24 protein-coding genes are annotated in these 23,609 nt (G+C 70.2%); 7 read left to right on the forward strand and 17 right to left on the reverse strand.

Translation table 11 applies throughout. The annotated features are described in order from the left end of the window. Positions 1–25 precede the first annotated feature (25 nt). The 6 genes from mmsB to ACZ6IM_RS03460 form a co-directional block, all read right to left on the reverse strand. On the reverse strand, positions 26–1,270 hold the full coding sequence (gene mmsB, locus ACZ6IM_RS03435) for a multiple monosaccharide ABC transporter permease (RefSeq protein ID WP_052842376.1): 1,245 nt from the start codon (positions 1,268–1,270) through the stop codon (positions 26–28). Then, a complete protein-coding gene (gene mmsA / locus ACZ6IM_RS03440; RefSeq protein ID WP_052842375.1) occupies positions 1,267–2,826 on the reverse strand; it encodes a multiple monosaccharide ABC transporter ATP-binding protein in 1,560 nt (519 codons plus the stop codon). Before mmsA ends, mmsB begins: the two co-directional genes overlap by 4 nt. A gap of 32 nt (positions 2,827–2,858) precedes the next feature. Further along, positions 2,859–3,968 (reverse strand): multiple monosaccharide ABC transporter substrate-binding protein, encoded by a 1,110-nt coding sequence (chvE, locus tag ACZ6IM_RS03445; RefSeq protein ID WP_052842373.1) that lies wholly within the window; start codon positions 3,966–3,968, stop codon positions 2,859–2,861. Positions 3,969–4,063: 95 nt separating this feature from the next. Then, entirely contained in the window at positions 4,064–5,035 is a 972-nt protein-coding gene (locus ACZ6IM_RS03450; RefSeq protein ID WP_052842371.1) for a hypothetical protein, read from the reverse strand. 135 nt (positions 5,036–5,170) lie between these two features. Next, positions 5,171–6,187: a zinc-dependent alcohol dehydrogenase gene (locus ACZ6IM_RS03455; protein WP_052842369.1), complete on the reverse strand. Its 1,017-nt coding sequence runs from the start codon at positions 6,185–6,187 to the stop codon at positions 5,171–5,173. Beyond that, positions 6,184–7,350: a mandelate racemase/muconate lactonizing enzyme family protein gene (locus ACZ6IM_RS03460; RefSeq protein ID WP_052842368.1), complete on the reverse strand. Its 1,167-nt coding sequence runs from the start codon at positions 7,348–7,350 to the stop codon at positions 6,184–6,186. The genes ACZ6IM_RS03455 and ACZ6IM_RS03460 overlap by 4 nt, the downstream gene beginning before the upstream one ends. 215 nt (positions 7,351–7,565) lie before the next feature. Between ACZ6IM_RS03460 and ACZ6IM_RS03465 the strand changes: the two genes are divergently transcribed. Then, positions 7,566–8,324: an SCO2400 family protein gene (locus ACZ6IM_RS03465; RefSeq protein ID WP_469554036.1), complete on the forward strand. Its 759-nt coding sequence runs from the start codon at positions 7,566–7,568 to the stop codon at positions 8,322–8,324. 29 nt (positions 8,325–8,353) lie between these two features. Here ACZ6IM_RS03465 and ACZ6IM_RS03470 read toward each other — a convergent pair whose 3' ends face one another. The 4 genes from ACZ6IM_RS03470 to ACZ6IM_RS03485 form a co-directional block, all read right to left on the reverse strand. After that, positions 8,354–8,782, reverse strand: coding sequence for a hypothetical protein (locus tag ACZ6IM_RS03470; RefSeq protein WP_469554037.1), 429 nt, complete (start codon positions 8,780–8,782; stop codon positions 8,354–8,356). A gap of 112 nt (positions 8,783–8,894) precedes the next feature. Next, positions 8,895–10,190 (reverse strand): GNAT family N-acetyltransferase, encoded by a 1,296-nt coding sequence (locus ACZ6IM_RS03475; RefSeq protein ID WP_052842886.1) that lies wholly within the window; start codon positions 10,188–10,190, stop codon positions 8,895–8,897. 256 nt (positions 10,191–10,446) lie between these two features. Next, positions 10,447–11,430: a tetratricopeptide repeat protein gene (locus ACZ6IM_RS03480; RefSeq protein WP_469554038.1), complete on the reverse strand. Its 984-nt coding sequence runs from the start codon at positions 11,428–11,430 to the stop codon at positions 10,447–10,449. Between the two features lie 99 nt (positions 11,431–11,529). After that, complete coding sequence (locus ACZ6IM_RS03485; protein ID WP_469554040.1) at positions 11,530–12,171, reverse strand: ATP-binding protein; 642 nt, start codon at positions 12,169–12,171, stop codon at positions 11,530–11,532. Here ACZ6IM_RS03485 and ACZ6IM_RS03490 point away from each other — a divergent pair. Both ACZ6IM_RS03490 and ACZ6IM_RS03495 read left to right on the forward strand, forming a co-directional pair. Beyond that, on the forward strand, positions 12,109–12,651 hold the full coding sequence (locus tag ACZ6IM_RS03490) for a GntR family transcriptional regulator (protein WP_052842868.1): 543 nt from the start codon (positions 12,109–12,111) through the stop codon (positions 12,649–12,651). The two genes, ACZ6IM_RS03485 and ACZ6IM_RS03490, sit on opposite strands and share 63 nt — an antisense overlap. Beyond that, positions 12,648–13,409, forward strand: coding sequence for a GntR family transcriptional regulator (locus ACZ6IM_RS03495; RefSeq protein ID WP_469554041.1), 762 nt, complete (start codon positions 12,648–12,650; stop codon positions 13,407–13,409). Before ACZ6IM_RS03490 ends, ACZ6IM_RS03495 begins: the two co-directional genes overlap by 4 nt. Positions 13,410–13,414: 5 nt before the next feature. Here the strand turns inward: ACZ6IM_RS03495 and ACZ6IM_RS03500 are convergent, their stop codons facing one another. Then, a complete protein-coding gene (locus ACZ6IM_RS03500) occupies positions 13,415–13,870 on the reverse strand; it encodes a MarR family winged helix-turn-helix transcriptional regulator (protein WP_469554043.1) in 456 nt (151 codons plus the stop codon). A gap of 124 nt (positions 13,871–13,994) precedes the next feature. Between ACZ6IM_RS03500 and ACZ6IM_RS03505 the strand changes: the two genes are divergently transcribed. The 3 genes from ACZ6IM_RS03505 to ACZ6IM_RS03515 all read left to right on the forward strand — a co-directional run bounded on the left by ACZ6IM_RS03505 (position 13,995) and on the right by ACZ6IM_RS03515 (position 16,527). After that, the gene (locus ACZ6IM_RS03505) at positions 13,995–15,017 is read left to right on the forward strand and encodes an NADP-dependent oxidoreductase (RefSeq protein WP_052842865.1); all 1,023 of its coding nucleotides are present in this window, start codon (positions 13,995–13,997) and stop codon (positions 15,015–15,017) included. Positions 15,018–15,132: 115 nt separating this feature from the next. Further along, on the forward strand, positions 15,133–15,552 hold the full coding sequence (locus tag ACZ6IM_RS03510; protein ID WP_469554045.1) for an organic hydroperoxide resistance protein: 420 nt from the start codon (positions 15,133–15,135) through the stop codon (positions 15,550–15,552). A gap of 120 nt (positions 15,553–15,672) precedes the next feature. After that, positions 15,673–16,527, forward strand: a complete 855-nt coding sequence (locus ACZ6IM_RS03515; protein ID WP_469554047.1) for an EI24 domain-containing protein — start codon at positions 15,673–15,675, stop codon at positions 16,525–16,527. On the opposite strand, the gene ACZ6IM_RS03520 is transcribed toward ACZ6IM_RS03515, so the two are convergent. From ACZ6IM_RS03520 to ACZ6IM_RS03530, 3 genes are all read right to left on the reverse strand, one after another. Beyond that, entirely contained in the window at positions 16,499–17,782 is a 1,284-nt protein-coding gene (locus ACZ6IM_RS03520) for a pyroglutamyl-peptidase I (protein WP_469554249.1), read from the reverse strand. The genes ACZ6IM_RS03515 and ACZ6IM_RS03520 overlap by 29 nt on opposite strands. Positions 17,783–18,062: 280 nt before the next feature. Further along, positions 18,063–19,037, reverse strand: a complete 975-nt coding sequence (locus tag ACZ6IM_RS03525) for an aldose epimerase family protein (RefSeq protein ID WP_052842861.1) — start codon at positions 19,035–19,037, stop codon at positions 18,063–18,065. Between the two features lie 38 nt (positions 19,038–19,075). Further along, positions 19,076–19,993 carry an SGNH/GDSL hydrolase family protein gene (locus ACZ6IM_RS03530; protein ID WP_052842860.1) on the reverse strand — a complete coding sequence of 306 codons (918 nt, stop codon included), beginning with the start codon at positions 19,991–19,993 and terminating at the stop codon, positions 19,076–19,078. Positions 19,994–20,251: 258 nt separating this feature from the next. Here ACZ6IM_RS03530 and ACZ6IM_RS03535 point away from each other — a divergent pair, with 258 nt between their 5' ends. After that, on the forward strand, positions 20,252–20,746 hold the full coding sequence (locus ACZ6IM_RS03535) for a DUF3145 domain-containing protein (protein WP_030181266.1): 495 nt from the start codon (positions 20,252–20,254) through the stop codon (positions 20,744–20,746). 74 nt (positions 20,747–20,820) lie between these two features. On the opposite strand, the gene ACZ6IM_RS03540 is transcribed toward ACZ6IM_RS03535, so the two are convergent. From ACZ6IM_RS03540 to ACZ6IM_RS03550, 3 genes are all read right to left on the reverse strand, one after another. Next, positions 20,821–22,110 carry a beta-ketoacyl-[acyl-carrier-protein] synthase family protein gene (locus ACZ6IM_RS03540; protein ID WP_052842859.1) on the reverse strand — a complete coding sequence of 430 codons (1,290 nt, stop codon included), beginning with the start codon at positions 22,108–22,110 and terminating at the stop codon, positions 20,821–20,823. A gap of 109 nt (positions 22,111–22,219) precedes the next feature. After that, positions 22,220–22,468, reverse strand: a complete 249-nt coding sequence (locus tag ACZ6IM_RS03545; protein ID WP_052842858.1) for an acyl carrier protein — start codon at positions 22,466–22,468, stop codon at positions 22,220–22,222. A gap of 104 nt (positions 22,469–22,572) precedes the next feature. Beyond that, complete coding sequence (locus ACZ6IM_RS03550) at positions 22,573–23,604, reverse strand: ketoacyl-ACP synthase III (RefSeq protein WP_052842857.1); 1,032 nt, start codon at positions 23,602–23,604, stop codon at positions 22,573–22,575. Positions 23,605–23,609 lie beyond the last annotated feature (5 nt).

Here is a 23,609-nt window from a genome sequence, read left to right on the forward strand (position 1 = left end):
CGTCGGTGGCGGGGCCCGAGATCCGTTACGAACCGACCCTGCGCTTGTTCCACACGTCGAACCCGACCGCCGCCAGCAGCACCGCGCCCTTGATGACCTGCTGCCAGTCGGTGCCGATGCCGACGAGGTTCATGCCGTTGTTCAGCACGCCCAGGACCAGACCGCCGATGATCGCGCCGAGGACCGTGCCGACGCCGCCGCTCATCGACGCGCCGCCGATGAAGGAGGCGGCGATGGCCTCCAGCTCGAAGTTGAGGCCCGCCTTGGGCGAGGCCGCGTTGAAGCGGGCGGCGAAGACCAGACCCGCCAGGGCCGCGAGCATGCCCATGTTCAGGAAGACCAGGAAGGTGACCTTCTTGTCCTTCACGCCCGACAGCTTGGCCGCGGGCAGGTTGCCGCCGATGGCGTAGATGTGGCGGCCGACGATCGCGTTGCGCATCAGGTAGCCGAAGCCGACCACCAGCACGCCCAGGATGAGCAGCACGATCGGGGCGCCCTTGTAGCTGGCCAGCAGCAGCGTGACGACGAGCACCGCGGCGATCAGCGCGACCAGCTTGAGCAGGAACAGCTTGACCGGCGGCACGTCCAGGGAGAACTCCTGCTGCCGCTTGCGGTCGCGGACCTCCTGGTACACCACGAAGGCGATCAGGGCGAAGCCCAGCAGCAGGGTGAGGTTGTGGTAGTTGGTGTTCGGGCCGACCTCGGGCAGGAAGCCGTTGGCGATCTTCTGCAGGTCCTTCGGGAACGGGCCGAGGGTCTGGCCCTTGAGGAAGATCTCCGTCAGACCGCGGAAGAGCAGCATGCCCGCGAGGGTCACGATGAACGACGGTATGCCGAGATAGGCGATGAAGAAGCCCTGCACCGCGCCGGCGGCGGCGCCGATGGCCAGGCAGAGGACCACCGCCACCGGCCAGGGCAGGTCGTGGTTGACCATCAGGACGGCGGCCGTCGCGCCGACGAAGGCGGTCAGCGAGCCCACCGACAGGTCGATGTGGCCGGCGATGATGACGAGCATCATGCCGATCGCGAGGATCAGGATGTAGCTGTTCTGCAGCACCAGGTTGGAGACGTTGCGCGGCAGCAGCAGGTCGCCGTCGGACCACACCGCGAACAGCACCACGATCAGGCCGAGGGCCATCAGCATGCCGTACTGGCGCATGTTGCGGCGCATGCCGTCGAGCATCAGCTGCAGCAGGCCGCCGCCGGAGGCCGAGCCCTCTCTGCCGGGCGGCGCCGGGGCCGGGGTCTTGGCGGTCACGTCCGTGCTCATCGGCTTACCTCTTTGTCCTTCTTGTCCTTCGTCATCTGCCGCATCAGCGCTTCCTGCGAGGCCTCGGCCCGCGAGAACTCACCCGTCAGCCGCCCGGCGGCCATCGTGTAGATGCGGTCGCACATGCCGAGCAGCTCGGGCAGCTCGGAGGAGATGAACACGACCGCCTTGCCCTCGGCCGCCAGGCGGTCGATGACCGTGTAGATCTCGTACTTGGCGCCCACGTCGATGCCGCGCGTGGGCTCGTCCAGGATCAGCACCTCGGGACCCGCGAAGATCCACTTGCTGAGGACGACCTTCTGCTGGTTGCCGCCGGACAGCTTGCCGACCGGCTCGAAGACGGTCGGCGCCTTGATGTTCATCGACTTGCGGTAGCCCTCGGCGACCTGACGCTCGCCGTGCTCGTCGACCACGCCCCGCTTGGAGACCTTGCCCAGCGCGGTCAGCGAGATGTTCCGGTTGATGGTGTCGATGAGGTTGAGGCCGTAGTGCTTGCGGTCCTCGGTGACGTACGCGATCCCGTGCCCGACCGCCTCAGGGACGGTCTTGGTACGGATCTCCTTGCCGTCCCTGAGCACCGTGCCGCCCGCGTGCCGGCCGTAGGTGCGGCCGAAGACGCTCATCGCCAGCTCGGTGCGGCCGGCACCCATGAGTCCGGCGATGCCGACGATCTCGCCGCGCCGCACCTCGATCGAGACGTCGTCGACGACCTTGCGCTGCTGGTCGATGGGGTGGTGCACGGTCCAGTTGCGGATCTCCAGGGCCGGGGCCGCGCCCTGCTCGGGCTGGTGCGGGGTCCGGTCCGGGAAGCGGTTCTCCAGGTCGCGGCCGACCATTCCGCTGATGATCCGGTCCTCGGTCGTCTCCGCCGCCTTCACGTCGAGCGTCTCGATGGAGCGCCCGTCGCGGATGATGGTCACCGAGTCGGCGACCGTGCGGATCTCGTTCAGCTTGTGCGAGATGATGATCGAGGTCATGCCCTGTTCCTTCAACTGAAGGATCAGGTCGAGGAGTTTGCCGCTGTCCTCGTCGTTGAGCGCCGCCGTCGGCTCGTCGAGGATGAGCAGCTTCACCTTCTTCGACAGCGCCTTGGCGATCTCCACCAGCTGCTGCTTGCCCACGCCGATGTCGGCGACCCGGGTCTCGGGGTGCTCGTCGAGACCGACCCGGCGCAGCAGTTCGGTGGCGTGCCTGAGGGTGTCGTTCCAGTTGATCAGTCCGCGCTTGGCGTGCTCGTTGCCGAGGAAGATGTTCTCCGCGATCGACAGGTACGGCACCAGCGCCAGCTCCTGGTGGATGATCACGATGCCGTGCTGTTCGCTCGCCCGGATGTCCTTGAACCGGCAGGTCTCGCCCTCGAAGAGGACGTCACCCTCGTAACTGCCGTACGGGTGGACTCCGGAGAGCACCTTCATCAGGGTCGACTTGCCGGCGCCGTTCTCCCCGCAGATGGCGTGGACCTCGCCCTGGCGAACGGTCAGTGTGACGTCCGACAGCGCTTTGACACCGGGAAAGGTCTTGACGATCGAGCGCATTTCCAGGACGGGTCCCGCCATGGTCGTGCCTTCCAATCCTTGATGGGGCCCGGTCAGTTGAGCTGGCCCGCGGTGTAGTACCCGCCGTCGACCAGGATCTTCTCGTAGTTGGACTTGTCGACGCTGACCGGCTGGAGCAGGTAGGCGGGGACGACCTTGGAGCCGTTGTCGTACGACTTGGTGTCGTTGACCTCGGGCTTCTTGTCGTTCAGAACCGCGTCGACCATGTTCGCCGCGACCTTGGCGAGCTCGCGCAGGTCCTTGAAGACGGTCTGGGTCTGCTGGCCCGCCTTGATCGACTTCACCGAGGCGATCTCGGCGTCCTGGCCGGTGACGACCGGCATGGCCTTGCTGCCGGAGCCGTAGCCGTCCGACTTCAGGGCGGACAGGATGCCGATGGAGATGCCGTCGTAGGGCGAGAGCACCGCGTCGACCCGGGCGCTGCGGTAGCTGGAGGTGAGCAGGTCGTCCATGCGCTTCTGTGCGGTGCCGCCGTCCCAGCGCAGGGTGGTGACCTGGTTGAGCGCGGTCTGCTTGGAGCGGACGACCAGCTGGCCCTTGTCCATGTAGGGCTTCAGCACCTTCATGGCGCCGTTGAAGAAGTACTTGGTGTTGTTGTCGTCGTTGGAGCCGGCGAACAGCTCGATGTTGAAGGGGCCCTTCTCGCCGGCCTTCAGGCCGAGCTTGTCGACGATGTAGCCGCCCTGCAGCTCGCCGACCTTCTCGTTGTCGAACGAGGCGTAGTAGTCGACGTTCTCCGTCCCGAGGATCAGCCGGTCGTAGGAGATGACCGGGATGTCGGCGTCCTTGGCCTGCTGCATGACGTTGCCGAGGGACTTGTTGTCGATCGCGGCGACGATCAGCGCGTCCACACCCTGCGTGATCATGTTCTCGATCTGCGAGACCTGCTGGTCCGGGTCGTCCTCGCCGTAGACGAGCTTGGTCTTGAGCCCCTTGGCCTTCAGTTCCTTCTCGACGTTGGCGCCGTCGGTGATCCAGCGCTCGGAGGACTTGGTCGGCATCGCGATACCGACGGTGGCGCCGTCGCTGCCACCCTTGTCCTCCTCGCTGCCGCCCTCGCTGTTCTGGCCGCAGGCGGTCAGCGTGAGGGCGAGCGAGGCGGCGGAGGCTATCGCGGCGAGTGCGGCTCTGCGGTTGCGCATGGTCATCATCCTTGATGTGAGGACTGGGTCGGCGAGGCAGGTGTGTGGGATTGTGCGCGGTCGTGTCGTCTTTTGAGAAGGGAGTTTCCGGAACGTTATGACGAGATCTCGAACCGGTTGAGCGGCCCCGGCAGCCGGGTGCCGAGCGGAGCCATGTCCCCGTCCGCCCCGTGCCGGGCGAGCAGGTCCAGGGCGAGCCGGCCGCGTCGCACCCGCTCCTTCGCGGTGGCCAGCGTCAGTTCCCGCAGGTGGTGGCCGTACGGATAGATCCCGGGCGCCTTGGACAGGCCGAACTTCAGGTACAGCGGGGCGCCGCGCCGGATCAGCTCGGCGACCTCGTACATGCGGACATAGCCGCCGAGGTCGTCGGGAGCCTCGATGTACATGTCCATCGGCGCGGCCGAAACCCGCCGTATTTCGGTCAGATGATCCAGCGTCAGATCGCTGGGCACGTTGATCGAGTCGGCGCCGAGCCGCTCGTACACCGCGTACGAGGCCGGGTTGACCGGTCCGACGAGCGCCGAGAGCTTCAGCGTGGTGTCGGCGGGCAGGAGGCCGGCGGCGCGGGCCCGGTGCAGCGTCCACAGCACGCCCTCGTCGGCGACGAGCAGGCACTTCACACCCAGCTCGCTCGCGCGCACGGCGTCCTCGACGCACCCGGCGACCGCGTCGTGGCCGCGGGCCCGCAGGCCCGCGCCGCCCGAGTCGGACCGGGTGGAGCCGCCGATGTCCCAGGTCCCGCGCGGGCCGGTGAACAGGCAGAGCTCTATGTCGCGTTCGGCGGTGGCCTCGACCATCTCGGTGATCTCGGCGTCGGTCAGCATCCACACGCCGCTGCCCTGGCTGATCCGGTGGATCGGCACGTCCAGTCGCGAGGACTCCTTGAGCACCACCCCCAGCGCCTCCGGCCCCTCGCAGGAGGGGACCTCGGTGCGCCACCGGCCGCCGCCCGGGAAGGAGTGCGGCGAGGCGTCGGCGGGATCGGGGGCGGGCGCGGCCAGGCCGAGGGCGGTGAGGGCCTGCTCACCGGGCCTGCGTGCGGCGGCCGTGGCGGATGCGTCGGTCACAAGCGTTCCTTTGTGTTCGATATGTCGGACGAAGTTCGCGGCCGTGGGCGTGGGCGGCCTGGGCGCGCGACGCCCGGTCCGGTGGGTGTACGCCGGTGCGGAGGCCGTCAGGTCGCCCCCGCACCGGCGTACGGCTCAGGGGTGGGCGTCCGGGCGCAGCAGCACCTTGCCGACCTTCGGATCGCCGGAACCCACCAGCTCGATGGCCTCCGAGAACTCCGCGAGCGGCAGTTCGTGCGTTACCAGCGGCCGCGGATCGAGCAGACCGGCCGCGAAGACCCGCACCGTGTGCGCCCAGGCGTCCGGGGGCGCCCCGAAGACCGTGTGCACCTCCAGCTGCCGTACGACGAGATCGGTCGGGTCGAGCCCGTCGGCGCCCGGCGCCGGGATGCCGGTCAGCACCAGCCGCCCGCCCCGGCGCAGCAGCGCGGCGGCGGTGCGGGCGGCGTCCGCGGACCCGGCGGTCTCGATCACGACGTCGAAGTCGTCCGGGAGCGGCCGGTCCTTGGTGCGGAAGTCGCTGGCGCCGAACTGCCGCGACAGCGCCTCCCGGTCGCCGCGCGTACCGACGACCAGCAGCTCGGCCGGGGAGGCGGCGCGCAGGAACTGCACGGCGAACATGCCGAGCGTGCCCGTGCCGACGACGGCGACCCGCTCGCCGGGCCGGGCGTTCGCCTTGAGCGCGGCGGCGGCGATGCAGGCCGCGGGCTCCAGCAGGGCGGCGGCGGTGAGGTCGGCGTCGTCGGGCAGGACGTGCAGCAGCCGCGCGGGCAGGGTCAGCGTCGGCGCCATGGCGCCCGGCTGGGTGAAGCCGGTCTCCTCGTACCCGGCGGTGCACAGCGTCGTCTCGCCCGCGTGGCAGCGGTCGCACACCTGGCAGTTGCGGAAGCCCTCGCCCACGGCCTTCCGGCCGACGAGCGCGTCCGGCACCCCCGCGCCGACCCGCTCCACGGTCCCGGACCACTCGTGGCCGGGGGTGAGCGGGTAACGCACGTATCCCTCGGGCCGGTTGCCCTGGTAGACCTCCCGGTCGCTGCCGCAGATCCCGGCGGCGTGCACCCGCACCAGCGCCTCGCCGGGCCCCGGTTCACGCGGCTCGTGCGGCACGAGCCGGTGCGTCCCCGGCGCCTCGACGACGACCGCGCCGCTCATGCCCCGGTCCCCTTGGGGTTGCGCTGCTCCCAGCCCTCGGCCCACAGGTCGAACCGCGCCTGCTGCTGCGGGAACTCGGCCGCCGCGTCGGTGTCCAGCTCGACCCCGAGACCGGGTGCGTCGGAGAGGTGGAAGCACCCGTCCTCCGGGTTCACCTGCGGCGCCCCCTTGACGACCTTCTTGATCTCGGCGTCCGCGAAGTCGTTGAAGTGCTCAAGGATCTTGAAGTTCGGCGAGGTGAACCCGACCTGGAGGCTCGCGGCGGTGAGCACGGACCCGCCGACGTTGTGCGGGGCGACCAGCGTGTAGTGCGTCTCGGCGGTCGCGGCCAGCTTCCGGGTCTCCCAGATGCCGCCGATGTGGCCGACGTCGGGCTGGATGACGTCCACCGACTGGTCCTCGAACAGCTCGCGGAACTCGATCCGGTCGTGGATGCGCTCACCGGTGGCGATGGGGATCTCGACCTTCTCGGCGACCTTCCTCAGCGCCTTGAGGTTCTCCGGCGGGACCGGCTCCTCCAGCCAGGCCGGCTTGAACGGCGCGAGTTCCCGCGCGAGCCGGACGGCCGTGGAGGGCGAGAACCGGCCGTGCATCTCCAGCATCAGCTCGGCGTCCGGTCCGATGGCGTCCCGCACGGCCTCGATCAGCGACACCGCGTAGTTCGTCTGCTGCTGGTCCAGCTCGAAGTGCCCGGTGCCGAACGGGTCGATCTTCAGCGCCCGGTACCCGCGCTCCATGACCCCCTGCGCGGCCTTGTGGTACGCCTCCGGCGTCCGCTCGGTGGTGTACCACCCGTTGGCGTACGCCTTGACCTTGTCGGTGACCTTCCCGCCCAGCAGCTGCCACACGGGGACACCGAGGGCCTTGCCCTTGATGTCCCAGCACGCCATCTCGACGACGGCGATGCCGGACATCACGATCTCGCCCGCTCGGCCGTAGTCGCCGTACTTCATGCGGCGGACCAGGTCCTCGACAGCGAACGGGTCGGAACCGAGAATGTGGTTGGCCTCGGCCTCCTTCAGATAGCCGAGGAGTGCGTCGGTGTGCCCCAGCATCCGGGTCTCGCCGACTCCGGTGATGCCCTCGTCGGTGTGCACCTGGACGTAGGTCAGGTTGCGCCACGGCGTCCCGACCACGTGTGTGCTGATTCCGGTGATGCGCACGGCAGCTGCCCTTCGCTCTGTTCGATATTTCGTCACTCGTTCGAAATGCTGGCGTGACAGTAAGGATGGGGTGCTCGGAGTGTCAATGGGTCGGACACATAACGGTTTCGGCAGTTTCACGGGCGGGGAAGAAGGAGCCCTCGCCCGCTTCCCCACACAACTTTCACAGTGGCCTCTAGGAACGCGCCCTTCCCGGAACTTAACCTTCCCGCGTCATGGACTACTGCCACCCGTGCCGACGGCACCTCAACGGCGCCCTCGCCTGCCCGGGCTGCGGCACGCCCGCCCACGAACTCCCTTCGGCGGATGACCGGTTGACGGCGAGTGAGAACCCCGGACCGCGATTTGGGACCGAGGCGGCGGCCGTGGACACCCTCCCTCGGGACCCGGGGGAGAGGCTCGACGAGGAGCCCGACGAGGAGCCCGACGAGGGTGCGGGCGACGCCGCCCCCGGCGCCCGGTCCAGCCGCCGTGACCGCAAGGCCGCCGCGCACCGCAGGCGCCGCCGCCGGACCCTGCTCGTCGCCGCGGGCTTCGTCCTGGCGGCCGGCGGACTGAGCCTCGCCGAACTCGGCATGGACGCCCCGCACTCCCCGGACAAGCCGGCCGCGGCGGGTGGCGAGACGACGGACGGCGAGGCGACGCGCGAGGTGGGGGAGGCGTCGGCGGTCCCGGCCGACGACACCTCGGGAACGACCACGACCTCGGACACCCCATCCCCCGACGCCTCCGCGTCGACAACGGCCTCGGCGTCCCCTTCGTCCTCCCCGAAGACCACCGACTCCGAGACGACGACCGACTCCGCCCCTCCCTCGGCCTCCCGCCCCGACCCCTCGGACCCCACCGCCCCCACGGACCCGTCACCCCCCGAATCCAGCGACGCCCCACCCCCGACGACGACCCCCACCCCGCCGGAATCCCCGGACCCGACCCCGACGGAAACCTGCGACCGCTTCCTGTGGTGGTGCACGTAAGGGCTTCAGTCGTCAGCGTGAGGTCGGCGTCAAAGGCTCGTCGCGTCCCACGCATGGGGTACGACCACGACCTGTACATCGTCCTCGTAGATGACCCGTCCCGGATCCGCGGAACGAAGGGCCCGACAGTCGACGCCGTGCGCGGAAAGGATCTCCAGATAGCCGGAGACGCGAGCGAGGAGATGAGTGGCCGACGGCTTGAACCAAGCCGCCGCGCCGGGGTTGACCGCTTCGTCGTAGACGCGGGGATCAACGGTCGAGGGGTCGGTGTACGCGGCGTCGTACCACCTGTTGTTGCGGCGGCGGAAGGTCTCCTGCTCGTCCGAGAGCCTTCCCTCCCTCGCCAGATTGTTGACGAGCCCGAAAACACCGGTGAAATGGCCTCGGCTGTTCCGGTGAGGCGATTGGAACCGTAGATACTGGACGGCTGCCTCGGTGCCGCTGTCGATCATCCCCATCAGCACATCGTGCCACTGCCCCACTCGGGACCCAACGGCGTCCTGTACGGGGGTACACACATGAGTGGTAAGGCGTCCTGGAGCGACGGATCATCCACCACGCACCGCCCCGTCAGAAGCCGAAGGTGTTGTGCGGTTCGAGGTCGGTCCAGAACATTCGGGCAAGCTGTCCGATTGCGCCGTCGGTGTGTGCAGTGATGTGGCCCGCATAGGCCAGGTGGCGCGCTGACATGCCGCCGAAGTAGAGGGAGCTGAGCGCCGAGAGCGTAATGGTCAGGTCTGCCGTCTCGTCCGTGGGAACGCACGTTGCCGTGGAACCAGCCGCACTCAGATGCCACGTACCGTTGTTGTGCGGGCACATTCGGTCGTCATCAATGGTGAACTTTACCTCGCCAGGTGTCAGGTACGAGCGTTGTGGCAGGACACGGGGAACGTCGAGGAGGCGGGCCCAGAGATTGTCCGTCTGACGGGTGATGCGCATCGCTCGCGGGTTCGTGAGCATCCACCGCAGGGGTTCATTGCGCGGGCGTCCGGCCGCCACGACGGTCTTGGTGAGGTCGAAGTCGATCAGTAGTTCCCACAAAGCGCGGTAGGCCGCAGGGTTCGTGGCCTCCAAGGCTTCCACCACAAGTGTCCCGGCCCGGTCCGCTGTCGGGGACCACGGCAGTCGGAAGTTGGCGATGCCATCCACGTTGCCCTGCTGATCGCGGTGGATGAGATAGCGCAGCGGCCCATCGGTTCCGTCTGCGTCATCGGACAGCCCGTCCCAGCGTCCGGCGCGAGGGCGGAGTTCCCCAACTCGGTGGGCGCGCACCTCTTCATGCACCCGCGGCCAGGCCTGTCTCGCACGCATGGCGTCGACCAGCTCAAGTGACCCGGGATCGGGCTGTGCCGGCAGAAGAGCGGCTTCGTGGCGGGCCAGCTCCCATCGGGTGCGGTAGGTCACGGGGGAGAAGCCGAACCGACCGTAAATACTGCCCTCGCTCGCGCTGAGCATCGCCAACGGCTCGCCTCGCTCCAGGGCCGCCTCGAACATGGCTTGCATCATCTGCCGTAGGTACCCTCGCCGACGATGTGTCGCGATCACTCCGGTGGCAGTGACGCCGGCCATCTTCCCTGCTCCTCCGCCGGGAACCGTCACCTCAAAAGAGATTGTCGCCGATGCGCCGACACATCTGCCATCGACGAACGTCGCGATCGGGTGGAAGAACGCGTCCTCGATGTCGGCTGCGGCCCACTTCTCGAGCTGCTCCGCGTTCGCGGGCGCGCGTTGTGGGGGCCAAGGCTCGGGGCCGCCGTGCCACGCCGCGTCGGCGGGCTCCCAGCTCGGCAATCCGTTGGCGTACGGCAATGCTCGGTAGTAGGCAGCCATCTCGTCATGCCGCGGGGTGCGGACCTCAGTCACCATGCCGGACATTGCATCGACCGCTCGTGCAGGTGGGCAACCGAATACGCACTCACGAGTGCAGCCGCGCCATGTTGAACGGCTTGACGTTGACCGCTTCGCCACTCGCAGGTCCGCCTCAGTCCATCCGCACCCACCCGTGCCTCAAGGCGTCCATCTAGGAGTACAGCGGGCCAGGGCCAGGTACTGTCCGGCGGATCACGTAACTAGGAGCCGGAGGCCAACCTGACTGACCGGCACCTATTGGTGCGACAGCCCTTCAGTTCCCACGGAGGCGGTGGGCCTTGGCAACGAGTCTCCGTGGCAGCTTCGGCCCTGCACATGCGTGGTCGATCAGCAGGTTGCGGTAGACGGCGTTTGCTAGCTCTGGCGCCAGGGCGATCAGGGCCCTCAGGTCGCCGGACGAACCGGAAAGGCGGGTGCGGTAGGCGGCGCCTGCCGCGCGCAGGGAGACTTCGTGAGGTTCGTGTTCCAGGCCTCGTTCGACGAGGCTCACGGCTGCGGCGAAATCGCCCTGCTCGGCACGCACGTCCGCCAGGTCCAGGTAGAGGGACCAGTTGGTGGAGTCCAGGAGCAAGGCGCGTTCGAAGGCCGCAGCAGCCTGACCCAGGTCCCCCATCACGCGCCAGGTGGTCGCTCGTGCGACCGCGGTCCACATGACCCGGTCGACGGCATCGGCGCGGTCGCACAGAGTGAAGGACAGTTCGTACCGGCCGCAGGCCCGGGGCAGCCGGGCCATGGCGGCCAGCGACTCCGGTACGGGATTCCGTTCGGATACCACGTCGAGTGCATGGAACCAAGGGGCGAACCGCTCCCGCATCTCGTCGGTGTCCAGGTCGTGGCCGTAGTCCAGTGTGCGCAGACACGCCTCCGCCAACGCCTCGGCACTCACCACGCCGAGAAAGCGCGCGTCGCCGAACCAGGGCGCTGCGCCCCATGCCACGTCGGGCCGTGCACCGGTGACCGAACCAAGGGCCATCACCGCGTTGTCCATGTCGCCATCGAGGAAAAGGAAGTACGCCTGCGCCGGCACAGTGCTCAAGGAGCCGTCCTCTTCGAGGCTCTCCTTCAGTTCCGAGCGTCGGTCCGTCCACAACTCGGCGAGGGCCGCATAGGGATCCGGAGCCGCCGGTGTCGAGGCTATGGCTCCCGCCAGAAGCCTCACGGCGCCCACCTGGCTTCCGCCACAGTGCGCCATCACACCAGCGAGACTGACTCCCGCCGCCACCGATCGATTCGACATTCGCCAGAGAGTACTCACCGAGGTCGCCGGCGCCAGCACCGAGCCGCCCCGGTGTACCTCCGCGCTGGCGGACGGACCACAGGGAAGCGGGTCGGAGCGTCAGTAGGCGATCTTCCCTGCACCCTCGCTCGGCGACACGGTCTTGAAAGCCACCCATACGCTCTTGCCGACGACCTCCTGGGTGACCCCCATGTCGTCGGCAACCTCACTGGCAAGTTGTAAGCCGCGCCCAGAACATGCCTCCGGGTCGGCCTCCCGGAGGTCGATGTCGAACTGCCGGTCGCCGCTGTCCCGCACCGCGAGGCGGATCACCGAGCCGTCGAGCGTGAGACTCACGCAGTACTCCCTGCCGGGCGGCGCTCCGTGGAGGAGCGCGTTGGTGGCCAACTCCGAGACGCAGAGCGTTATGTCGTCCAGCCGATCGGTGTGACCCCAGCCCGTCAAGACCTGACGAACGAAGGCACGGGCGTCGCGTACTGAGGCGCGCGAGCGTGGGAAACGACGGTGTCGCGATAGGGACACGAGGGGCCACCTCACGGAGTTGGGGCGTCCGACGATGAGCGACCTAGCCGCTTTTCGTGAAAAGTGGCTAGGTGGCAGGATGGTGAGAAACACACGGGCGAAGTCGCCTAACGTTGACCCCCGATGGGCGTAAGCGTCGGCCGCGAGGAGGGCCTCATGAGTGCGAGCAGTTGGGTCAGCACGTCTCTTCCGTATCTGACGCCGCAGGAGAAGGGGCACGGCGACGCCTGGGCCGCGGAGGCCGAGGCGCAGGGCCGCCGGGGAACCCAGCGCGTCCTGCATGCCGGCGAGGTGCCCGCGCCCGCCGAGGTGGCGAAACTGCTCGGCACCGCCGAAGGAGAACCGGTCGTCGTGCGTCGGCGCCTGATCCTGCTCGACGAGATGCCGAACGAGCTGACCGACACGTACTACCCGCTGGCCGTCGCCCAGGGAACCGCCCTGGCGCGTACGGCCAAGATCCGTGGTGGCGCCGTCTCGTTGCTCGCCGAACTCGGCCACATCGGCGTCCTGGTGCGCGAGGACGTGACGGCCGCGATGCCGGACGAGAGGGAGCGCCGGGCCCTGGAGACCGCACCCGACGAGCCGGTGCTGCGGCTCACGCGAGTGACGCTCGACCGCGAGGACCACCCGATCCAGGTGGATCGTATGGTGATGCCTGCCCTGCGGCAGAGGCTGCGCTACGAGATCGAGATCGGATGACCGTGCCCCAGTCGGAAACGGAAGGCGTTGACCGCCGCTCCCTCCATGAGCGCATCGCCGCCGACCTGCGCGACGACGTCATGAGTGGCGAACTGACGCCAGGCGCGAGCCTCCCGTCCACGGCACGGCTCAAGGAGCGCTTCGACGCGTCGAACGCCACGGTGCAGAAGGCGTTGCAGCTCCTCAAGGAGGAGGGTCTCGTCGTCGGCAGGGCGGGAGCCTCCGTCACCGTCCGCGAGCACCGGCAGCGTACGGTCTCACCGGCCGCACTCACGACAGCGGACCGCTGGCTCACGGAGGCCGCCAAGCACGGCGCCCGAGCCCGCAGCGTCCTCCGCGATGTCGCGGAGGTCCGCCCACCCGCCGACGTGCGTTTCGCCTTCGGCCTCCCCGCGGACGGCACGGCACTGCTGCGCAGTCAGATCCTCCTGATCGACGACGAGCCCGCCGAACTTGTCGACTGCTACTACCCGCTGGATATCGCCCGGGACACGGCACTCATGGAGCGACGTCGGGTCAAAGGAGGCGCATCCACGCTGCTGACGACACTGGGCCACCCCGCGCGCCGCAGCGTGGACCGGGTCTCCGCGCGGATTCCGACGCAGGAGCAGTACCAGGCACTCCACCTCACCAGCAGTACGCCGGTCCTGCGCACCCTCAGGGTCGTCCACGGCGAGGGGGACGGCCCGGTCGAGGTCACCGTCATGGTGAAGGCCGGGCACCTCTACGAGTTGCAGTACGAGTTCGACATGAGGTGAGGGGGTCACCCCTCCGGTGAGTCCTCTCCGACCATCAGGCGCAGCGCGTCCCGCAGGGCCAGCCGTTCCGGCTCCGACAGGCCCGCCAGCGGCTCCCGTGCGAATCGCAGGGACTCCCGCAGCCCCCGGGCCACCCGGCGGCCCTCCTCCGTCGCCGCCGCGACCTTCACCCGCCGGTCGCCGGGGTCGGGTCGGCGCTCGACCAGGCCCCGTGCCTCCAGTCGGTCCACGATCCCCGTGACGTTCGACGGCTCGCACTTCAGCTTCTGGGCCAGCTTCCGCATCGGCAGCGGCTCCAGCGAGAGCAGGCTCAGGAGCTTGGCCTGCGCCCCGGTCAGGGCGCGCTCCGCCGCCGCCTCCTCGTAGTCCGCGTGGAAGCGGGCGACGACCTCGCCGATCAGCTCGACGACTTCGAGGGTGAGAGCGTCGGGTCGGCGGGTCGTGTCGCGTGGTGTGGCCATGCGATCCAGGGTACCCAGTTGTTTGACAACCTGAAATGTTCAGCCGCATGGTTGTTTCAGAGCATGAAACATCCTCGGCAGCACATCCCGAGCAAGCCCGAGCAAGCCCCAGGAAAGATGCCCCATGACCGACTCCCCCGCCCTCCCCGCCGTCAACCGCGAATGGCACCTGGTCACCCGCCCGGTCGGCTGGCCCAAGCCCGAGGACTTCGCGCTCGTCGAGGCGGAGGTCCCCACCCCGGGTGACGGGCAGGTGCTGGTGCGCAACCTGTACGTCTCCGTAGACCCCTACATGCGCGGGCGCATGAGCGCCGCCAAGTCCTACGCCGCCCCCTACGAGCTGGGCAAGCCCATGCTGGGCGGCGCGGTCGGCGAGGTCGTCGCCTCGAACGCCGAGGGCGTCGCCGTCGGCGACCACGTCCTGCACTTCTTCGGCTGGCGCGAGTACGCCGCCGTGGACGCGAAGAGCGCCGTCAAGGTGGACCCGGACGCGGCGCCGCTGTCGACGTACCTGGGCGTGCTCGGCATGACGGGGCTCACCGCCTACGCCGGGCTGCTGCGCACGGCCGCCTTCAAGGAGGGCGACTCCGTCTTCGTCTCGGGCGCCGCGGGTGCCGTCGGCAGCCAGGTGGGGCAGATCGCCAAGCTCAAGGGCGCCTCGCGCGTCATCGGCTCGGCCGGCACGGACGAGAAGGTCAAGCTGCTCCTCGACGAGTACGGCTTCGACGCCGCCTTCAACTACAAGAACGGCCCGGTGAGCGAGCAGCTGCGCGCCGCCGCCCCGGACGGCGTCGACGTCTACTTCGACAACGTCGGCGGCGACCACCTGGAGGCCGCCATCGGCTCCCTCAACCTGAACGGCCGCATCGCCATCTGCGGCGCGATCTCCGTCTACAACAACACCGAGCCCGCGCCCGGCCCCAAGAACCTCGCCCGTCTCATCCAGACCCGGGGCCGCATCGAGGGCTTCCTGGTCGGCGACCACTACGACCTCCAGCCGAAGTTCGTCGAGGAGGTCGGCCCCTGGGTCCGCAACGGCGAGCTGAAGTACCGCGAGACGGTCGTCGAGGGCATCGAGAACAACCTGGAGGCGTTCCTCGGGGTCCTGCGCGGCGACAACACCGGAAAGATGATCGTCAAGCTCTGACCTCCGGCGGAGGAGGCGCGGACTTCACTGGACTTCCGGCATGCGGTAGCGTCATTCCGAAATCCGTCGTGATCGTGGGCGCGAGTCACGGCGGACCGAGGAGGAAGACACCCGTATGCCCATCCAGCAGTCCGAAGTCCTCTACACCGCCGTCGCCACCGCCGAGAACGGCCGCGACGGACGGGTGGCCACCGATGACGGCAAGCTCGACGTCGTCGTGAACCCGCCCAAGGAGATGGGCGGCAACGGCGCCGGCACCAACCCGGAGCAGCTGTTCGCCGCCGGGTACAGCGCCTGCTTCCAGGGCGCGCTCGGCGTCGTGGCCCGCCAGGAGGGCGCCGACATCTCCGGGTCCACCGTCACCGCGAAGGTCGGGATCGGCAAGAACGACGACGGCTTCGGGATCATCGTCGAGATCTCCGCCGAGATCCCGTCGGTCGACGCCGCCACCGCGCGGTCGCTGGTGGAGAAGGCCCACCAGGTCTGCCCGTACTCGAAGGTGACCCGCGGCAACATCACCGTCACGCTCGTCTGACCGGACACGGGACCCGGACCCGGACACGGGACCCGGACACGGGACCCGGACCCGGGCACGGACCGGGACCCGGATCAGGACCGGGAACGGGCCGGCGCGCCGACCGGTAGAGTGCCGCCCATGCGTGATCTTGGGGCGGGGTTCGGCCATCTGCTGAAGGGCCAGCGCTGGGTGGCCCGGCACGGCAGGAGCTACGGCTTCGGGCTCGTACCGGGCCTGATCACCCTGGTCCTGTACGTGGGCGTGCTGGTCGCGCTCGCGCTGTGGGGCGGGGACTTCGTCGGCTGGGCGACCCCCTTCGCCGACGACTGGTCGAGCCCCTGGCTCGGACTCTTCCGCGGCTTCCTCACCGCCGTGCTGTTCGCCCTCGCCCTGCTCCTGGCCGTACTCACCTTCACCGCGGTCACCCTGCTGGTGGGCCAGCCCTTCTACGAGGCCCTCTCCGAGCGGGTCGACCGGGACGTCTCCCCGGACGGCACCGCTCCCGAGTCCGGCCTGCCGCTCTGGCGCGAGCTGTGGATCTCCGGCCGCGACAGCCTGCGGATCCTTCTCCGCGCCGCCGTCTGGGGCGTGCTCCTCTTCGCGCTCGGCTTCATCCCGGTCGTCGGCCAGACCGTGGTCCCGGTGATCGGCTTCTTCGTCACCGGCTTCTTCCTCACCGAGGAACTGGCCGCCGTCGCCCTCCAGCGGCGCGGGGTCGAGCTGCGCGAACGCCTCGCCCTGCTGCGCTCCCGCAGGATGCTCGTCTGGGGCTTCGGCACCCCGCTGGGCGTGTCCTTCCTGGTGCCGTTCGTCGCCGTGTTCCTGATGCCGGGCGCGGTCGCGGGCGCCACGCTCCTCGCCCGGGAACTGCTGGGCGAGGAGACCCGCGACGGCGCCGACGGCCAGTCCCAAGGCGGCCAGTCGGACGACGGCCGGCCCGAAGACGGCCCGGCCGACCCGGCGGTCAGCCCCGGCCAGGCCCCGAGGCACTGACCGCCACGCCCACGATCGCCCGCGTCTGCGCCACGATGTCCAGCCGGTTGCGCACGAACCCCGCGTCGGTGACCGCCCCCGTCGCCGGATCGGTGTTCTGGGCCCCGAACTGCAGCACCGGCGTGTGCACGTGCCCGCCCGGCAGCGTGCCGTGCAGCCCGAGCCGGTCACGCAGCAGCGTCGCGCGGTAGGCGATCTCGTTGGAGAGGTAGTTCCCGCCGCCACCCTCCCGGGCCGTCGACCCGGGCGTGGGCCCGTGCGGCCGTACGACCGCCTCGGTGCCCCCGGCGGGGATCTCCGTCACGCTCGTGTTGTCGTACACGGGGAAGCGGCCGGTGTCCGCGGCCGTGATCGCCGCGTACGGCAGGGTGGTCGTCGTCCACTGCGGCTGCGAGGCCGGGTCGGTCACGGGGACCGTCTCCGTGCGGGAGACGTTGTCGTTGTCCGGGAAGCCGCCCCGCCAGGCCCCGTTGGTCCGCTCCACGTCGAACCGCCCGACCCGGCCCTGGCTCACGGTGGTGAACAGGTCCACCCGCGGCAGATACGGCCGCAGCGCCCGCTCCACCGCCCCCTCGGCGAAGTCCCGCCAGCGCACCGGGAACACGGCCGTCTCCACCCGCGCGGGGCCGTCCGGGGTGTCGATCACCGTGCCGTCCAGGGCGAGCGCGACGGCGCCGGACGGGTTGGAGATCCGGATGTCCCGGTCCAGCGTGAAGGGGTCGAAGCCGGTGAGCAGCACCCGCTTCACCCCCTTGCCGTGCCCGCCACGAGGCAGCCGGAGGTCGGCCTGCCCGCGCGAGGTGCGCTCCAGCTCCGTCAGCAGCGCGGCCCGCTGCCGCTCGCCCAGCCCGAACCCGGGCTCCCAGGTGCGCAGCTCCCGCGTCATCGCGAGCCGCGCCCAGTACAGCGGCCGGTCGTCGTCGCGGCTGAGGTCCCCGCGGGCCGGCCCGCGCCCCTGCACCCGGTCCACCGCCCGCCGCCACAGCGCCGCGCCCTCGCGCGCCACGACGGCACGCGTCTGGCGGTAGGAGTCCGCCCGCGCGAGTCCCCGGGCGAACGCCGGTGCCACCGAGGCGAATCCGGAGCGCCGCAGGATCTCCCGGGGCACGTCCCCGTCGAGCCGCCGCTCCTCCACGGTCGGTGCGGGGGCCGCGCTGCCCGCGCGGGGTGCCGCCGTCGCCGTCGTGGGGGCGGCGAGCGGGGTGGCGAGTCCCGCCACCAGGGCCAGTCCGAGTACGCCGATCCGAACACGTATGGGTCTCAAGGGAGTCCAGGTCCTTCCGTCGCCGTGGGGTGCTGCCGGAACGGCGGCAGTATCGCGTGACGGAAGGGGTGCGCGCCATGGCGCCTGGCCGACCGACTCGTGGCCGTTTGTGAAGGGTTCGTACGAACTCCTGATCGGGCACCCGATCACGGACCGCCGGATCACCGCGGCGATTACCGTCTGATCCGGGACGCCCGCGAGCGCGTCCCCCGTGAACAGCCCCGGTCCGGGACCTGACGGCCGGGCCGGGGCTCAGTCCCTCGGACGGGGCCTACCGGCGTACCGAGAAGCCGTACACCGTCTCCGAGCGGAACACCTCGCCCGGCCGCAGCACCGTGCTCGGGAATCCGGGCCGGTTCGGGGAGTCGGGGAAGTGCTGGGTCTCCAGCGCGATCCCGTCCCCGGGGGCGAAGGGCTCGCCCAGGTGGTCGGCGGTGTACAGCTGAAGGCCCGGCTCGGTCGTCGCCACCGTGAGCACCCGCCCCGACGCCGGGTCGTACAGCTCGGCGACCTCCTCGGCGGTGGCGGTCACGCCCTTGTCCAGGACGAAGTTGTGGTCGTAGCCCGAGCCGACCTTGCGCGCCCGCCGGAAGTCGAAGCGCGTGTCCGCCACGTCGTCGAGGCCGCCCGTCGGGATCAGGTCGGCGTCGACCGGGGTGATCCGGGAGGCGGCCAGCCGCAGTTCGTGCCCGCCCGCGTGCCCGGAGCCGCTCAGGTTGAAGTAGCTGTGGTTCGTCGGGTTCAGCACCGTCGGCGCGTCCGTGACCGCCTCGTACGCGATCCGCAGCGCGCCCGACCCGTCCAGCGTGTACGTCGCCGACATCTCCAGGCGCCCCGGGAAGCCCTCCTCGCCGTGCGGGGAGACCCGGCTCAGCCGGACGCCGTCCGCGACCGGCTGAGCCTCCCACACGCGCTTGTCGAAGCCGCGCCCGCCGCCGTGCAGCACGTTCGGTCCCTCATTGGGCGCCAGCGCGTACGTCCGCCCGTCCAGCGGGAAGCGCCCGCCCGCGATCCGGTTGGCGTACCGCCCGACCAGCGCGCCGAAGTACGGCTCCGGGTGCGCCACATAGCCGTCCAGGTCCGCGAACCCCAGGACGACGTCGGCGGTGTTCCCGTCCCGGTCCGGAACCTCGGCCGACTGCACGATCCCGCCGTACGACAGGACCCGTACCCGTACGCCGGCCCGCTCCAGCGTCCAGCGGTGTACCGGGGTGCCGTCGGAAAGTGTGCCGAAGAGTTCGCTCATGTGCGGAACTCTAGGACACGCCCAGGTCAGCGGCCGGGTCAGGGACTCTTCGCGGTGACCGCGCGGTAGGCGATCTCCGCCAGCCGCGCCTGGCCGTCCACACTCGGGTGGAACCAGTCCCAGTGGCTCAACTGGTCCGTGCCGAACCGGAACGCGTGCACCGCGCCGTCGTCGGTTCGGCACCGCCGGTCCTTCGCGCAGACCTCGCGCAGCACCTCGTTGTAGTCCGCCACGCGGTCCCGCACCGTGTTGCGTCGCAGGGTCGCCGCCGAGTCCAGGGAGTCCGCGTCGCCCAGCATCGACGGGCACAGGCCCAGCTTCCACACCTGCTTGCCCAGCGCGTTGGTACGCCCCTGGGACCACAGCCGCTTGAGGTCCGGGATGCTCGACACGTACACCTGCGCCTTGGGAAGCTTCTTGCGCAGGGTGGCCATCGCCTCCTCGAACTGCGCCCGGAAGTCCGCCACCGGCGTCATCGCCGAGGTCGTGGACCGGCACGCGTCGTTCGCCCCGGCCATCACCGCCACCAGCTCCGGCTCGCGTCGCGCCGCCCGCGTCACCTGGGCGGTCAGATCCGCCATCCGGGCCCCGGTGACCGCGTAGTTCCAGCTGTGCTCGGCCGCGTCCGCCTTCCCCAGCAGCCGTACGGCGAGCGAGTCGACCTTCGCGCTGCTGCCGGTGGCCCACGACACCTCCGGGCAGTCCGACAGCACCGCGCAGGCGTCGAAGCCCCGCGTGATGGAGTCGCCCACGGCGGCGACCGACGCCGGGCTGGTGTCCCAGGCAGGGGCCGTCTTCGTCCGCTTCGACGCGCTGGCGGACGGAGCGGGGGAGTCGCCGCCCACGGCGTCGCAGCCCGCCGCGCCCGCGCCCAGGACGGCGGCGGTCAGGACGGCGAGCGCGGCACGCGCCCGGCGACGGCCGTACCGCGTCCGCTGGTCCGTCCCTCGACCCATACCGGTCCCACCCCTCGCCTCGTGCCTCCACCGTGCTCAACCCATGACACCGCGCGAGGGTTCCCGAAGGCGGCGATGCAACGGCTCACACCCGTACAAGCGTCCTGCCGGGTGAATGGCGGAGGTTTGTCGGCGGCGGGACCGACGGTACGTCACACTCCTTGCCCCGCCGCACGGTAGCCTCGCCATGAACGTGGCCCAACCGGTCACGGCCGTTCCGCCCCGTTCCGAGATGTCCCGCTCAGCCCGGAGGTTCCGGTGACGACACGTGGAGTCCTGTACGTGCACTCCGCGCCGCGCGCGCTCTGCCCGCACGTCGAGTGGGCCATCGCCGGGGTGCTCGGCACGCGCGTCGGCCTGGACTGGATCCGGCAGCCCGCCGCACCCGGCACCTGGCGCTCGGAGTTCTCCTGGCAGGGCCAGGCCGGCATCGCCTCCAAGCTCGCCTCCGCACTGCGCGGCTGGCAGCTGCTGCGCTTCGAGGTCACCGCGGAACCCTCCGCGAACGCCGAGGGGGAGCGCTACAGCTGCACCCCCGACCTCGGCATCTTCCACGCCGTCACCGGCATCCACGGCGACATCATGATCCCCGAGGACCGGCTGCGCGCCGCCCTCGTCCGCTCCCAGCGCGGCGAGACGGACCTGGAGTCGGACCTCGCCAAGCTCCTCGGCAAGCCCTGGGACGACGAGCTGGAGCCCTTCCGCCACGCAGGCGAGGGCGCCCCGGTCCGCTGGCTGCACCAGGTGGTGTGACGCCGCCCGTCCCGCGCACGCGTGAAGGGCCCCCACCGACCGGTGGGGGCCCTTCACGTACGTACGGCGGTCGCTCAGACCGACCGGAACGCGAGCACCACGTTGTGGCCGCCGAAGCCGAACGAGTCGTTCAGCGCGGCGATCCGGCCCTCGACGGGCAGCTTCCGGGCCTCGCCGCGGACGATGTCCGCGTTGGCCTCGGCCTCCGGGTCGAGGTTCTCGACGTTGATGGTCGGCGGTGCCACCCGGTGGTACAGCGCGAGCACGGTCGCCACGGACTCCACGCCGCCCGCGCCACCGAGGAGGTGACCGGTCATCGACTTGGTGGCGGAGACCGCCATGTGGTCGACGTCGTCGCCGAGGACCTTGCGCAGCGCCTTCAGCTCGGCGATGTCACCGGCCGGCGTCGAGGTGGCGTGCGCGTTGACGTGCACGATCTCGGCCGGGTCCAGGTCGGCCCGGTCCAGCAGGTTCTGCAGCGCGGCGGAGATGCCGCGGCCCTCCGGCTCCGGCTGCACGATGTCGTGGCTGTCGGCGGAGATGCCCTGGCCGACCGCCTCCGCGTAGACGCGGGCGCCGCGCGCGGCGGCGTGCTCGGCGGACTCCAGGACCAGGACGCCGGCGCCCTCGCCGAGGACGAAGCCGTCACGGGCCGTGTCGAAGGGGCGCGAGGCGCCCTGCGGGTCGTCGTTGTTCTTGGACATCGCCATCATGTTGCCGAACGCGGCGATGGGCAGCGGGTGGATCGCTGCCTCCGTGCCACCCGCGACGACGACGTCGGCGCGGCCGGTGCGGATCATCTCGATGGCGTAGCCGATGGCCTCGGCGCCCGAGGCGCAGGCCGAGACCGGCGTGTGCACGCCCGCGCGGGCGCCCACGGCCAGGCCCACGTTGGCCGAGGGGCCGTTCGGCATCAGCATGGGGACGGTGTGCGGGGAGACGCGGCGGACGCCCTTCTCCTTCAGCACGTCGTACTGGTCGAGCAGCGTGGTCACGCCGCCGATGCCGGAGGCGATGACGGCACCGAGCCGGTCGGGGTCGACGTGGGCAGCGCCGTCCTCGGCGGGGCTCTCGCCCGCCTTGCCGACGTACCCGGCGTCCTTCCAGGCCTCCTGCGCGGCGATCAGCGCGAACTGCGCCGAGCGGTCGAGGCGGCGGGCCTGCGGCCGAGGGATGACCTCGGAGGGGTCGACGGCGGCCGGTGCGGCGATGCGGACCGCCTGGTCGGCGGCCCACTCCTGCTCCAGGGGCCTGGCTCCGGACCTGCCGGCGACCATGCCCTCCCAGGTCGAGGCTGCGTCGCCACCCAGCGGTGTGGTTGCGCCGATACCGGTGACGACCACGGTGCGATTGGTCGAGCTCACGGGAATTCTTTCTCCAACGGGATACGGATTCGTACGGCGCCACCGCCGGGTGGCGGGGCAGTCTGCCCGGATCTGCCCGATACCCGGGGTATGCCCGAGTATCGGCGGATCAGGCCTGGTGGTCGAGGATGTACTTCGTCGCGTCGCCGACGGTCTTGAGGTTCTTGACGTCCTCGTCCGGGATCTTGACGTCGAAGCGCTCTTCGGCGGCGACGACGACCTCGACCATGGACAGCGAGTCGACGTCCAGGTCGTCGGTGAAGGACTTGTCCAGCTGGACGTCCTCAACCGGGATGCCGGCGATCTCGTTCACGATCTCCGCGAGACCGGCGACGATCTCTTCCTGAGTGGCGGCCATGATGGCGCTCCTTCTTTGTTGTCCAGAGGGTGTGGCGGCCCGCCGCGTCGCGGCAGGTGGTGCTGTGCTCTCCGTTCCGGACCGGGTGATCCGGCACGGAGTGCCTAGGGGAGGGTAACGACCGTCGCGGCGTAGACGAGACCCGCCCCGAAGCCGATGACGAGCGCGGTGTCGCCGCTCTTCGCGTCGCCGGTCGCCAGGAGCCGCTCCATCGCGAGCGGAATCGAGGCGGCCGAGGTGTTGCCGGTGGTGCGGATGTCACGGGCGACCGTGACGTGCTCCGGCAGCTTCAGTGTCTTCACCATCGAGTCGATGATCCGCACGTTGGCCTGGTGCGGGATGAAGACGTCCAGGTCGTCCGGGCTGATCCCGGCCGCGTCCAGCGCCTGCTGCGCGACCTTCGCCATCTCGAACACGGCCCAGCGGAACACCGCCTGGCCCTCCTGCGTGATCGCAGGAAACTTGACGTTGCCCTCGGAGTCGAGGGGAAGATCGGAGACGTCGCCGATCCGGAAGCGGTCCCAGGGGACCGTCTGCTTGATCGTTTCGGCCTTGTCGCCCTCCGAGCCCCAGACCGTCGGGCCGATCGCCGGCTCCTGGGACGGGCCGACCACGACCGCGCCGGCGCCGTCACCGAACAGGAAGGCCGTGGCCCGGTCCTCCAGGTCGGTCAGGTCGGAGAGCCGCTCCACGCCGATGACCAGCACGTACTCGGCCGATCCCTCGACGATCATGCCCTTGGCCAGGGTCAGCCCGTAGCCGAAGCCCGCGCAGCCCGCCGAGATGTCGAAGGCCGCGGCCTTGTCGGTGCCGAGCCGGTCGGCGATCTCGGTGGCGATGGCCGGGGTCTGGCTGAAGTGCGACACGGTCGAGACGACCACGGCACCGATCCGCGAGGCGTCGATCCCGGCGTCCGCGAGCGCCTTGCCGGACGCCTCCACGGACATCGCGGCGACGGTCTCCTCGGGTCCGGCCCAGTGCCGGGTCTCGATGCCGGAGCGCGAGCGGATCCACTCGTCGGACGAGTCGATCTTCTCGAGGATCACCTCGTTCGGCACCACCCGGGTCGGACGGTATCCGCCGACGCCGAGGATGCGCGCGTACGGGGCGCCCTTGCTGGGCTTGATCTTCGACATGCTCT

Source organism: Streptomyces sp. NPDC042336 (genome assembly GCF_055581985.1).